This window comes from Oryzisolibacter propanilivorax (genome assembly GCF_900103645.1).
GTDB classification, from domain to species: domain Bacteria; phylum Pseudomonadota; class Gammaproteobacteria; order Burkholderiales; family Burkholderiaceae_C; genus Melaminivora; species Melaminivora propanilivorax.
The window spans coordinates 261,306-274,254 of record NZ_FNHP01000002.1; the positions used below are offsets into that span (position 1 = coordinate 261,306).

General features: G+C 64.5%; 11 protein-coding genes. 6 read left to right on the plus strand and 5 right to left on the minus strand.

The genetic code is table 11. The features are described from left to right. The first annotated feature begins 125 nt into the window (after nucleotides 1-125). From xsc to pdxR, 5 genes are all read left to right on the plus strand, one after another. Nucleotides 126-1,937: a sulfoacetaldehyde acetyltransferase gene (xsc, locus tag BLQ61_RS03930; RefSeq protein WP_091566908.1), complete on the plus strand. Its 1,812-nt coding sequence runs from the start codon at nucleotides 126-128 to the stop codon at nucleotides 1,935-1,937. A 73-nt stretch (nucleotides 1,938-2,010) separates the two neighbouring features. Continuing rightward, on the plus strand, nucleotides 2,011-2,997 hold the full coding sequence (locus tag BLQ61_RS03935) for a bifunctional enoyl-CoA hydratase/phosphate acetyltransferase (RefSeq protein WP_091566911.1): 987 nt from the start codon (nucleotides 2,011-2,013) through the stop codon (nucleotides 2,995-2,997). A gap of 17 nt (nucleotides 2,998-3,014) precedes the next feature. Continuing rightward, nucleotides 3,015-4,055 (plus strand): YeiH family protein, encoded by a 1,041-nt coding sequence (locus BLQ61_RS03940; RefSeq protein WP_091567493.1) that lies wholly within the window; start codon nucleotides 3,015-3,017, stop codon nucleotides 4,053-4,055. 70 nt (nucleotides 4,056-4,125) lie between these two features. Continuing rightward, nucleotides 4,126-4,899, plus strand: coding sequence for a sulfite exporter TauE/SafE family protein (locus tag BLQ61_RS03945; protein WP_091566913.1), 774 nt, complete (start codon nucleotides 4,126-4,128; stop codon nucleotides 4,897-4,899). A gap of 185 nt (nucleotides 4,900-5,084) precedes the next feature. Further along, nucleotides 5,085-6,563 (plus strand): MocR-like pyridoxine biosynthesis transcription factor PdxR, encoded by a 1,479-nt coding sequence (pdxR, locus tag BLQ61_RS03950; RefSeq protein ID WP_091567495.1) that lies wholly within the window; start codon nucleotides 5,085-5,087, stop codon nucleotides 6,561-6,563. Here pdxR and BLQ61_RS03955 read toward each other — a convergent pair. The 4 genes from BLQ61_RS03955 to BLQ61_RS03970 form a co-directional block, all read right to left on the minus strand. Next, nucleotides 6,557-7,897, minus strand: coding sequence for a TRAP transporter large permease (locus BLQ61_RS03955; protein ID WP_091566915.1), 1,341 nt, complete (start codon nucleotides 7,895-7,897; stop codon nucleotides 6,557-6,559). The two genes, pdxR and BLQ61_RS03955, sit on opposite strands and share 7 nt — an antisense overlap. Before the next feature lie 17 nt (nucleotides 7,898-7,914). Further along, a complete protein-coding gene (locus BLQ61_RS03960) occupies nucleotides 7,915-8,463 on the minus strand; it encodes a TRAP transporter small permease (RefSeq protein ID WP_091566917.1) in 549 nt (182 codons plus the stop codon). A gap of 122 nt (nucleotides 8,464-8,585) precedes the next feature. Continuing rightward, the gene (locus BLQ61_RS03965; RefSeq protein ID WP_091566919.1) at nucleotides 8,586-9,578 is read right to left on the minus strand and encodes a TRAP transporter substrate-binding protein; all 993 of its coding nucleotides are present in this window, start codon (nucleotides 9,576-9,578) and stop codon (nucleotides 8,586-8,588) included. A gap of 28 nt (nucleotides 9,579-9,606) precedes the next feature. Beyond that, nucleotides 9,607-10,005: a nuclear transport factor 2 family protein gene (locus BLQ61_RS03970; protein WP_091566921.1), complete on the minus strand. Its 399-nt coding sequence runs from the start codon at nucleotides 10,003-10,005 to the stop codon at nucleotides 9,607-9,609. 287 nt (nucleotides 10,006-10,292) lie between these two features. Here BLQ61_RS03970 and BLQ61_RS03975 point away from each other — a divergent pair, with 287 nt between their 5' ends. After that, nucleotides 10,293-11,717, plus strand: a complete 1,425-nt coding sequence (locus tag BLQ61_RS03975; RefSeq protein ID WP_091566923.1) for an NAD(P)/FAD-dependent oxidoreductase — start codon at nucleotides 10,293-10,295, stop codon at nucleotides 11,715-11,717. Between the two features lie 176 nt (nucleotides 11,718-11,893). Here BLQ61_RS03975 and BLQ61_RS03980 read toward each other — a convergent pair whose 3' ends face one another. Further along, a complete protein-coding gene (locus BLQ61_RS03980; protein WP_091566925.1) occupies nucleotides 11,894-12,808 on the minus strand; it encodes a LysR family transcriptional regulator in 915 nt (304 codons plus the stop codon). Nucleotides 12,809-12,949: the final 141 nt, after the last annotated feature.

Consider the following 12,949-nt stretch of genomic DNA (forward strand, 5'->3'; position numbering starts at 1 on the left):
CTTTTTTCGAGTCAATTTGTTCCGAAAAAAGTAATTTCTTGACGTTGAGGCGTGTTGCCCCCTAAACTTCGCTCAACAATTTGTTTTTACGGAACATTCGGTTCCATTTTTACAAGGAGATAGCGATGACTGCACCCGCAAATCGTATGGTGGCCGAGGGCATCCAGAAGATGACCCCATCGGAGGCTTTCGTGGAAACCCTGGTCGCCAACGGCGTGACCGAGATGTTCGGCATCATGGGTTCGGCCTTCATGGATGCGATGGACATCTTCGCCCCGGCCGGCATCCGTCTAATTCCCGTGGTGCATGAACAGGGTGCCGCACACATGGCCGACGGCTATGCGCGTGTCTCCGGCCGCCATGGCGTGACCATCGGCCAGAACGGCCCTGGGATCAGCAACTGCGTGACGGCCATCGCGGCGGCCTACTGGGCGCACAGCCCGGTGGTCATCATCACGCCCGAGACCGGCACTATGGGCATGGGCCTGGGCGGCTTCCAGGAAGCCAACCAGCTGCCGATGTTCCAGGAGTTCACCAAGTACCAGGGCCATGTGTGCAACCCCAAGCGCATGGCCGAGTTCACCGGCCGCTGCTTTGACCGCGCCATGTCGGAAATGGGCCCGACCCAGCTCAACATTCCGCGCGACTATTTCTACGGCGAGATCCAGTGCGAGATCCCCAAGCCCATGCGCGTGGAGCGCGGCGCGGGTGGTGAAAACAGTCTGAATGCCGCCGCCGAGCTGCTGGCCAGTGCCAAGTTTCCCGTGATCCTGGCCGGCGGCGGCGTGGTCATGGGCGACGCCGTGGAGGAATGCAAGCTGCTGGCCGAGCGTCTGGGCGCCCCGGTGGTGACGGGCTACCTGCGCAACGATGCCTTCCCCGCCAAGCACCCGCTGTGGGCCGGCCCGCTGGGCTACCAGGGCTCCAAGGCGGCGATGAAGTTGATCGCCCAGGCCGACGTGGTGATCGCGCTGGGCTCGCGCATGGGTCCCTTCGGCACGCTGCCCCAGCACGGCATGGACTACTGGCCGAAGAATGCCAAGATCATCCAGGTCGAAGCCGACCACACCAACCTGGGCCTGGTGAAGAAGATCTCGGTGGGCATCCACGGCGACGCCAAGGCCGTGGCCACGGCGCTGACCGCCCGCCTGGACGGCAAGACCCTGGCCTGCGATGCCACCAAGGCCGAACGCGCGACGACCATCAAGGCGGAAAAGGATGCCTGGGAGAAAGAGCTGGACGAATGGACGCATGAGCGTGATCCGTTCAGCCTGGACATGATCGAGGAATCGAAGGGTGAGCGCACGCCCACCGGCGGCACCTACCTGCATCCGCGCCAGGTGCTGCGCGAGCTGGAAAAGGCCATGCCCCCGCGCGTGATGGTGTCCACTGACATCGGCAACATCAACTCGGTGGCCAACAGCTACCTGCGCTTCGACGAGCCGCGCAGCTTCTTCGCGCCCATGAGCTTCGGCAACTGCGGCTACGCCCTGCCGACCATCATTGGCGCCAAGTGCGCCGCACCCGACCGTCCGGCCATTGCCTACGCGGGTGACGGCGCCTGGGGCATGAGCATGGTGGAAATCATGACGGCCGTGCGCCACGACATCCCGGTGACCGCGGTGGTGTTCCACAACCGCCAATGGGGTGCGGAGAAAAAGAACCAGGTGGACTTCTACAACCGCCGCTTCGTGGCGGGCGAGCTCGAAAGCGAGAGCTTCGCGGGCATCGCCAAGGCCATGGGCGCGGAAGCCATCGTCGTGGACCGCCTGGAAGATGTAGGGCCGGCGCTGGAGAAGGCCATTGACATGCAGATGAACGAGCGCAAGACCTGCGTGATCGAGATCATGTGCACACGCGAGCTGGGCGACCCGTTCCGCCGTGATGCGTTGAGCAAGCCCGTGCGCTTCCTCGAAAAGTACAAGGACTACGTCTGACGCCCATGTACTGAGCCCACGCCCTGCGCCTCGGCGCGGGACGCATGACTTCTCCACGCACCGGGAATCTCCAATGGACCACGCAGCACTCACCGACGCCGGCACCGCAGACGCCGGGACCGGCAACACGCCACGCCCGCATTTGAACCACCTGCTGGCCCGTGCACGCGCATTGGGGCCGCTACCGGTGGTCGTGGCCTATCCCTGCGACGCTACGTCCGTGCAGTCGGCCTGCGAGGCGGCGCAGGCGGGCCTCATCGATCCCATCTTCGTCGGCCCACGCGCGCGTGTCCTGGCGGCGGCGCAGCAGGCGGGGCTGGATGCGGCGGCCCTGCGCATCCACGACACGCCGGATGCACCGCGCGCTGCGGCCGCGCAAGCCGTTGCCCTGTGCCGCGATGGCCAGGCAGCTGCACTGATGAAGGGCAGCCTGCATACCGACGAGCTTCTGGGCGCAGCCATGGCCAAGGAGGCCGCGCTGCGCGGCGAGCGTCGCGTCAGCCATGTCTTCGTGCTGGACGTACCGGGCTTCAATCGCCCGCTGCTGATGACCGACTGCGTGGTCAACATCACGCCTGCGCTAATGGACAAGCGGGACATCGCGCAAAACGCCATCGAGCTGGCCCAGGCGATCGGCATCGCCCGCCCGCGGGTGGCCGTGCTGTCTGCGGTGGAGACGGTCAACCCTGCCATCCCGGGCACCATCGACGCCGCAGCACTGTGCAAGATGGCAGACCGTGGACAGATCCAGGGTGGGGTCTTCGATGGCCCGCTGGCCTATGACAACGCCATTTCGCTGGCGTCGGCGCGCAACAAGGGCATCGTCTCCAGCGTGGCCGGCGAGCCCGACATTCTGTTGGTGCCCAACCTGGAAGCCGGCAACATGGTCTACAAGCAGCTCGTCTACATGGCGAATGCCGAATGCGCGGGCCTGGCCCTGGGCATGAAAGTGCCCGTCATCCTGACCAGCCGCTCCGACTCCGTGGCCAGCCGCATCGCCTCCTGCGCACTGGCCGTGCTGCGCAGCCGTACGGATGTCGCAACTGGGAGCGGCGCATGAAAACCTCGCCTCCGGTCATGAAGCAGTCCAATTCCTGGCTGGCGCCGGGCTACCGGTTGGAGCCCGTCCTGAATCTGCTGCCGGGCACCGCGCTGGCGGCGGTGGTGGCGTTGGCCGCCACCTTCGTGTCCACGCTGCACGGCGGCCCGCAACTGCTGTATGCGCTGTTCTTCGGCGTGGCCTTCCATTTCCTGAGCCAGGATGCCAAGACCAGGCCAGGCATCGAGTTCTGCGCCCGCGGCGTCCTGCGGCTGGGCGTGGGCCTGCTGGGGGCGCGCATCACCGCCTCGCAGATCGCGGGCCTGGGCTGGGCGACGGCGCTGATCGTGATCGCTGCCGTCGTCACCACGCTGCTGTGCGGAGCCTGCCTGGGCCGGCGCCTGGGCATGACCCGGCCGCAGGGCGTGCTCTCGGGAGGGTCGGTGGCCATTTGCGGCGCCTCCGCTGCCTTAGCCATCTCCGCCGTATTGCCACGCGACAAGCACAGCGATCGCTTCACCCTCATGGTGGTGGTGACCGTGACCGTGCTGTCCACCGTTGCCATGGTGCTGTACCCACTGGTGGCCAAGCTGTTGCACCTGCCGCCGGAGCTGGCAGGCCTGTTCATTGGCGGCACGATCCACGACGTGGCTCAGGTGGTGGGTGCGGGTTACACCATTGACCAGGCCACGGGAGACTACGCCACCATCGTCAAGCTTTTCCGGGTGTCGATGCTGGCCGTGGTGGTGGTGGTGGTTTCCAGCGTGTTCAAGCGCCAGCGCGAGGCTGCCACTGACGAGTCGGTCGCGAAGAAGCCGCCGCTGGTGCCCTGGTTCCTCTGGGTTTTCGTGGCGCTGGTGGTTTTGAACTCGGCCGGCTGGATGCCATCGGCCACGCAGCATTCGCTGGGCGATCTCTCCCGTGGCTGCCTGGTGCTGGCCATCGCGGCGCTGGGCATGAAGACCTCTTTTGCACAGCTGGCCAACGCGGGCTGGCGGCCCTTCCTGCTGCTGCTTGTGGAAACCCTGTGGATGGCCGTATTCGTGCTCGTGGCGATCGGGCTGCGCAGCCATTACTGACCTCGCGGCAGGCGGAAATGGGTTGCTGCGCGGCATTCAGGCATCACCCTGGACAGCAGAAAGGCGGAGCATGTCGATCTTCGGCTTGACCTGGCTGAGTTGGTTGGGGGTGGCCCTGTGCATGGCGCTGGCCTCCTATGTGCAGGTGATCACCGGCTTTGCCTTTTCGCTGCTGTTCATCGGCCTCATCAGCACCTTTGATCTGGTTCCTCTGGACGAAGTCACCAATGCGATCTGCGTCATCACGCTGATCCAGGCACTGGCGTATTTCCGTGCCCACCCGCTGGGCCATGAGTGGCGCGTGGTGCGCCCGGCGATTTGGCCCAGCATTGCCGGCGTGGTGGCAGGGGCCGCTTTGCTGCTGTGGCTCAGTGGGCAGGCGCTGTATGTACTGAAGTACGTTCTGGGCGGGGTCATATGGCTGACGGCGCTGGCCATGCTGGGCAATCCCGTGCCCTGGCGCCAGGTTTCTTCCAGAGGCGCCTTTCGCGTGACGGGCTTGCTGGCCGGGGTGATGGGCGGGTTGTTCTCGGCCGCCGGGCCGCCTTTGGTGTACCTGCTTTACCGGCAACCGATCGCGCTGCGGGTGATCCACCAGAGCCTGTTCCTCTTGTTCGCCATCGGGCAGCTGGCCCGGCTGGGTGTCATCGGTGCGTCGGGCAACTTCACTTGGCGATCCCTGTTGTATATCTTCCTGTCCATGCCGATCGTGTTTCTGGTGCAGGAGCTGCAGCGGCGCTACCCGTTGAACCTGTCTCCCTACCTGACCACGCGCCTGGCGGCCAGCCTGCTGATCCTGGCGGGAACGGGACTGGTATTTTCCAACTGGCTGTCGCGCACCTGAGCCGCCACTCCACAGTGTCTGCCCTGCCTGCGCCCGGGCCTGGCCGATGGGCGCTCCTGTATCCTTCGTCGCCTTTGTGTTTTTCTTGCCATGGGAGGAAGCGGTAGGGCGCTGGGGACAGGCGCGGCGCTGCCCCCTGTAGCTCCCTGGCCCCTGAACGGATGCCGCAAAAAGTCATTGGTGCCATGTGGAACGAGTTGTTCCGTCGCTCCCGGCGAGACGGCCTGAGCCTTCAAGGACAGATCCGCGCTATGATGGTCGACGCCATCCATTCCGGCGTGCTGCCTCCCGGGGAGGCGGTTCCTTCCAGCAGAGAGCTGGCCGAGCAGCTGGAGGTGGGACGTATCACGGTCGTGCTGGCCTACCAGCAGCTTGCCGAGGAAGAGCTGCTGATCAGCCGCCAGCGCAAGGGGCACTTCGTCAATCCGGACATGCTCAAGGGGCAGGTGGGACGAGACGAGAGCCTGCCGCTCGACACCCCGCGTCGCCCGACCGACTGGTCACGCAGGTTCTGCCTGCAGCCCAATTCCCACCGCAGCATTTCCAAGCCGCCAGACTGGCAGTCTTATCGCTACCCCTTTCTGTACGGGCAATTCGACAAGGACCTGTTCCCTACCGCCGCCTGGCGCGAATGCTGCATGAAGGCCCTGAGCGCTCTGGACATCCGCGAGTGGGCGCCCGACCAGATCACGCGTGACGATGAATTGCTCATCCAGCAGATCCAGACCAAGGTGCTGCCACGCCGCGGCGTCTGGGCCTCCAGCGATGAGCTCATGATCACCGTGGGGGCGCAGCACGCGCTGTACATGGTGGCAGACCTGCTGATGCGCGAAGGCATCTATGTGGCCATTGAAGACCCGGGCTATCCCGATGCGCGCAATATATTCAGCTGCCGCACCTCCCAGATCATTGCGCTGCCTGTGAACGAGGACGGCTTGCCCTTGAGCGACAGCCTGCGCTCCATGGACTACGTCTACACGACACCCAGCCACCAGTGCCCTACCGGGGTCACCATGCCACGGCACCGCCGAGAAGCGCTGCTGGAGCGGGCCGAACAAGATGACTTCGTCATCATCGAGGACGACTTCGAGAGCGAGAACAGCTTTGACGGCGACCCCATCCCCGCCCTCAAGAGCCTGGACCGAAACGATCGGGTGATCTACATCGGCAGCCTCTCCAAGAGCCTGGCCCCTGGCCTTCGCATCGGCTACATCGTGGCCGCGCCCGAGCTGATAGAGCAATTGCGCGCCTTGCGTCGCCTGATGCTGCGCCACCCCTCTACCTTCATCCAGCGCGCGCTGGCGCTGTTCATCTCGCTGGGACACAACGATGCCCAGCTCCGCCGGCTCGCACAGGCGCAAAAAGAGCGCCACGCCGTGCTGATGTCCGCACTGGCCAGGCATCTTCCCGAATGCCGCCCGGTTCCCGTGAGCGGCGGTGGCTCCATCTGGGTGCGCATTCCGGACGATATCCGGGCCGCCGACCTGGCCTGCCGCGCCGCCGAGCGCGATGTGCTGATCGAGCCGGGCGACGTGTTCTTCGTGGCCAACGAGCCACCAGGTAACTTCATCCGCCTTGGTTATCAATCCATTCCCTGCGACGCCATCGAGCAGGGCATCGCAGAGCTGGCCCAGGTGCTCCAGGCCATGCGTGCCGATCAGTAGCCCATCAGCCTGGGCAGCCAAAGCGAGAGCTGCGGGAAGAAGGCGATCAGGAAAACCATCACGGTCGAGATGAGCACAAAGGGCATGACACGCACCACGATGCGCTCGACCGGTTCCCCGCCGATGCCCGAGGCCACGAACAGATTCTCGCCCAGCGGTGGCGTCTGAAAGCCGATCGACAGCGCACAGATCACCACGATGCCCACGTGCGTGGGGTCCGCGCCCATGGTGTACATCACCGGCAGCAACACCGGCACCAAGATCATGATGGCGGCCAGCGTTTCCATGAACATGCCCACGAAGAGCAGAAAGAGGATGATCAGGGACCACACCACATAGATGTTGTCGGTCATGCTCAGCATCGAGCCGGCCACCAGCGCAGGGATGCGCGTCTCGACCAGCAGCCGCCCGAAGGCGGTGGCCGTGAACAGGATCAGCAGCACACGGCCCGTGATCCAGGTGGTGGTGCGCAGGGCTTTCAGCGTCGCCTTGAACTTCAGTTCGCGGTGCACAAAGACGCCCACGAACAGCGTATAGAAGATTGCCACGATGGCCGACTCGGTGGGGGTGAACAGGCCGGCGTAGATGCCACCCAGGATGATCACCGGCGCCAGCGCCGACCAGGCCCCCTTGCGCAACGCGGTGCCGATGTCGCCGCCAGACCAGGAGTCGGTCAGCCCACGGTAGCCGCGGCGGCGCGAGATCAGGTAGTTCAACAGCAGCAGGCCGGAGGCCATGGCCAGTCCCGGGATCACGCCGGCAATGAACAACTTGGGAATTGACAGGGAATCGAACTGGCCGAACTTCTCGACCGCCTCCGTCGGCGGGGCCATGCCCAATGCCGAGATGCCAAAAATAACCATCGGGATCGAGGGAGGAATGATGATGCCCAACCCACCCGACGCCGCCGTCACGGCCGATGCGTAGGCACGGTCGTAACGCCGCTTGACCATCGCCGGGATCATCAGCATCCCGACCGCCGCCGTGGTGGCCGGGCCTGAACCTGAGATTGCACCGAAGAACAGGCATGCCAGGACAGTGGCAGCCCCCAGCCCGCCGGTAATTGGCCCAGCCATGGCTTCGGCAATGTCCACCAGGCGCCGGGAAATGCCCGCGGCCTCCATCAAGGCCCCTGCGAGCACGAATGCGGGTAGCGCCATGAGCGGGAAACTGCCCACCGAGGTGAACGCGATCTGCACCAGGGTGATGGGGTCCTTGTCCAGCGCCAGGTACGCCGCCATTGCCGCGCCACCAAGCGCGACCGCGATCGGCGTTCCCATGATCAGCAGCAGGAAGAAGCCGCCGAACAGCAGTTCGACCACGTAGTTTTCCATGGTTGTCTCCTCGGCTCTCAGGCTTCCGCCTGGGCCGCTTCTCTTTTGAGTTTTTCGATTTCCGCCGCTTCGGGATCGATCAGCTCGACGCCCTTGAATACGGTGAGGTACACGTTGTAGAGAATGCGGACCGACATGAGCGTGAACGCCACCGGCAGGATCATGTAGAGGTACTTCATCGGCACGCCCAGCGTCTGGGACTTCCAGAACAGGTTCATGCGATGGAAGACGAAGTCGTAGCTCAGGTAGACAAAGTAGCTGTTGAACGCCACCCACAGCAGGTCAGCCAGCACCTGCATCGACCGTGCGACCGCCCTGGGCATGAACTGAAAGTGAAACGTGACGCGGTTGTGCGCCGACATCTTGGCCGCCACCACGGCACCCAGGTAGGCGAACCAGACGAACATGTAGGTCGAGAGCTCCTCGCTCCAGGCAATCGAGTACTGAAAGACTTGGCGAGCGACGATCTGGGCGAACAACAGCAGGACAAACGCTGCAAGCAGCAGCTCGCACAACATGGTTTCCAGGTTGTTGAGCCATTTCAAGAAGGAGCGAGGGCTGGACATGGCTTTCTCTCAAGTACGGACATACCGCCCCCGGCGAGCAGGGGCACGGCGGGTGCTGCGCACACGTCAAGCGCCGATGCGGCCGCCCAGGTAGGCGTGTTCGCATCGGCGCGGCCGGGCCATCAGCGGCCCAGCGTCTTCAGCACCTTGTCGAGCTTGTCCTTGCCACCAATACTCTGATAGAACTTCGGCCACACGGCCGTGCTGGCCTTGGCGATGAACTCCTTCTCGCCATTGGCTGCATCGTCGATCTGCATGCCCATGGCCGTCAGGTCCTTCCTGATCTTGTCTTCGGTCTCCATCAGCCACTTGTAGCTGTGTTCTGACGCCTCGTTGCCCGCCTCCAGAATGGCTTTCTGCACGTCGGCGGGCTGGCGCTTGAAGACCGACTCACTGACGATCATCGGCTCCAGCGAAAACACATAGCGCACATTGGTGATGTACTTCTGCACCTCGTTGAACTTCATGGCGGCCACGGTGATGTACGGGTTGTCCTGCCCGTCCACCACCCGCTGCTGCAGCGCCGTGAAAGTTTCACTCCAGGCCATGGGAGTGGGGTTGATGCCCCAGGCCTGGTAGGTGGCGATCATGATTTCGTTTTTCGGCACCCGAATCTTCAGGCCTTGCAGGTCGGCCAAGGTCCGGACCGGCTTCTTGGAGTTCGTCAGCACGCGAAAACCCGAGTACGCCCAGCCCACGATGCGCACGTTGGCATCGCGCACGGTGTTGGCGGTCAACTCCTTGCCGATTTCTCCCATCGTGATGGTCTTGGCCTCTTCAGCGCTCTGGATCACATAGGGCAGGGTCAGCACGCCCACTGAAGGCGAGAACGGCGTCACGTTGTTCACGGCCAGGACGGAAAAGTCCAGCGTGCCCATGGAGGCGTTGTTGACCGTGTCTTCCTCGCTGCCGAGCTGGCCGTTGGGGAAAAGGTCCAGCTTGTGCTTGCCGCCGGTCTTTTGCTCGAAGGACTGCTTGAACTTGGTCGCCAGCTCCCACTGGGTGCCGCCCTGGGCGTCGCCCACCGCCACCTTGAAAGTGGCGGCCCAGGCACCAGTGGCAAGCATGGAGGCAGCAGCCACCAGGGGGATCGCGAAGGCCTTTTGAAATGTCATTTTTGTCTCCTGTTGGTATGGGTGGTTTTTATCGCGCGCTGACCGCTGGCCGGTCTTTTCGGTAGGCATTCTTCACTGCGATCTTGCCGTCGCGGAATGTGAAGATGTCCACCATGCGGGCCTCGACGCGGGACCCGTCCACCTTGGTGCCCTTGAAGGTAGTTTCGGATACACCGCGATCGCCCGAAACGAAGTGCTCGCCGTCGAGCCAGGCCGCGTCGGGAAAGGTTTGCCAGGCGAGCTGGAACCCTTCGCGCACCGCCTCTCGCCCGACAAAGCTGCGTCCCATCAGGTCGGGGCCTGCCACGGCATGGAACTCGCACTGATCTGCCATGAAGGACATCAGGGCGTCGATGTCATGGCTGTTCCAGGCATGGCCGAAATCGACGAGCGTCTGCACGCTCGCGCCTTGGTATTTGTCTGTCATCTTGTCTCCTTTCCAGGTTCTGTCTACCAGTCCGATGAAGCGACTGAATGGCCGTGTTACGGACCTATGCGGGGATGACGAACGGATGTTAGTAACGTGTTCTGGCCAGCCGTAGCACCACATCACGGCATTCGATAGGTCCAGTCCTGCGGGGCACTGCCTTGGACTTATCAAAAGGTTTTCCTTGGCGCTAACGGGTATCCGATGGGCCTCGATAACCTCGCCCTCGTTTGGTGGCAAGCCGCACCAAAGCCCATGCCCAGCACCCAGAAAACCCGGAGACACCCATGAAGGCGAACGAACGGCACCGCGTCAGTCTGCTCACCCCCTATGACCCCCAGTACGACCCGCTGGCCTCGCGCCATCCGGGGCATGGCACCGACTACGCGCCGACCTACTGGGTAGGCACCGCCGGGGAGCCGCCGGCCGACGATGGACCCATCAACCGCGATGTCGATGCCGACGTGGTGATCGTGGGTTCCGGCTTCACCGGCCTGGCCACGGCCCTTTTCCTGGCGCGCGAACATGGCATCCGGGCGACCGTGCTGGAGGCCAACCAGCTGGTGTGGGGCTGCACCAGCCGCAATGGCGGCCAGGGCCAGAACGCCAGCGGCCGCCTGTACCGCTCGCAATGGATCGAGCGCTGGGGCAAGGAAACCGCGCTTCGGCTGGACGCCGAGATTCGTGAAGGTTTCGACACGTTCAAAAGCCTGGTGGCCGAATTCCCCGAATGCGAGCCGCAGCCCGGGGGCCATCTCTACATCGCTCACCGCGAAAAGAAAATGGCCTTCCTGCGCAACGAGGCCAAGGTGATGCGCGATGTCTTCGGCTATGACACCCGCATGCTCAGCCCGCAGGAAGTGCAGCATGAGTACGTGAACGACGCCGAGAGCTTCGGCGCGCTGCACGAACCCGACGGCATCGGCGTGCACCCCTTGAAGCTGGCCTTTGCCTACTTGCGCAAGGCGCGCGAGCTCGGCGTGAAGGTTCACCCTGCCAGCCCCGTCATCGGCATGACCACCCGCGACGGTGTCCACTACCTGCAAACCCCGGGCGGCACCGTCAAGGCCCGCGCGGTGGGCTTCGCCACCGGGGGCTACACCAGCAACGGCATGCACCGCAGCCTGGACTCGAAGATCATGCCGATCCTCTCCAACTCGCTGGTCACGCGCCCACTGACCGAGCAGGAGTTGGCCGCCACCAATTTCAAAACCAACGAAGTCATCACCGACACCCGCACCCTGCGCTTTTACTACCGCAAGCTGCCCGACAACCGGGTGCAGATCGGCAGCCGCAGCTCCATCACTGGCGCCGACGCCCCCAACCCGGTGCATATGGCCAAGCTGGTGGATGGCTTGCACCGCAAGTTCCCGGCGCTCAAGGGCATCCAGATCGACTACTCATGGTGGGGCTGGGTGGACGTGAGCCACGACATGATGCCCCGGGTGGTACAGCCCAGCCCCGACCAAAGCGTGTTCTACGCGGTCGGCTACGGCGGCAACGGCGTATCGTTTTCCGCGCATGCGGGGCGACGCATGGCGCAGCGCATCGCCGGCAAGCACCTGCCGTCGTTCGACCTGCCGATCTACAACAGCGAGCTGGAATACCCGAACGTCCTCAACCTGGTGCGCTCGCGCGCGTTTGCTCCATTTCGTCGATTTGGACAGCGCTGCCTCTACCACTGGTACTACCTGCGTGACGAGAACCTGTGAATCGCGGCGGGGCTCTCGCAGGCGCGCTGGCCCGCACCGACCACCCCCCCGCGCAGGGCGGGCACCCGCCTGTCCAGCGAGCAGCACCTTCATATGAAAAAGTGAGCTGTCAGCCCTTGCAAATCAAGGGCCAGGGCCGGGTTTGACACCCAATTCGCCTAGCGCCGGCACCCGTGTCACTCCGGCGGCAGCCGCCCCTGGGCGTCGGCCTCCAGCAGCTGCACCAGCTCCTGGGCGAAGGCCGGCAGCGCCTGCAGGCTGCGCATGCAGATCTGCATCTCGCGCACCGACCAGGCGTCGGCCAGCGGCACGATGGCGATCTGCAGGCCCTGGGCGTGGCGGCTGGCGGCGGACTCGGGCAGCACGCCCACGCCCACGCCGGACTCGATCATGCGGCAGGCGGTCTCGAAGTTGCCGACCTGGATGCGCTGCTTGATGGGCCGGTGCAGCTGGTCGCTGGCCTGGCGCAGGAAGGCATGGATGGCGCTGGACTCGTGCAGTCCGACATGGTCCAGCTCCAGCGTGTCGGCGAAGGCGATCTGCATCTGCCCGTCCAGCGCATGGCCGCGCGGCACCACCAGCACCAGCCGGTCGCGCCGGTAGGGCAGCGTCTCCAGACTCTCGGTGCGCACCAGGCCGGCGACGATGCCGATGTCGGCCTGACCCTCGGTCACCGCGCGCACGATGTCGTGCGACAGGCGCTCGCGCAGGTCCACGTTCACGTCCGGGTTGCGCCGCAGGTAGCGGCGCAGCACCGGCGGCAGGAACTCGCCCAGCGAGGTGGTGTTGGCGAACACCCGCACATGGCCCTTGATGCCGCGCACGTACTCCTGCATGTCGCCGCGCAGGTGCTCGATCTGCGACAGCACCATGCGTGCGTGCCCGACGAAGGACTGGCCCGGCGGCGTCAGCGTCACGCCCTGGCTGGTGCGGTACAGCAGCTTGGTGCCCAGGCTCTCCTCCAGGTTCTTGATGCGCGTGCTGGCCGCAGGCAGCGAGATGTGCGAGAGCTCGGCGCCGCGCGTCATGCTGTTGGCGTCGGCAATGTGCACCATCAGGCGCAGATCCACGAGATCGAAGTGCATGGGCATGGCCGGCGATTGTAGGAAGGCGCGCCGCCCGCGTCCTGCTGCCGAACGCGCGCTTTCACAAAAGCGAAGGCCGGCGCCGCCCACCCGCGTACCATGCGGCGGCCGCCGTTCGCGCGGCGTCCCGGACCCACTTTGCTGCCG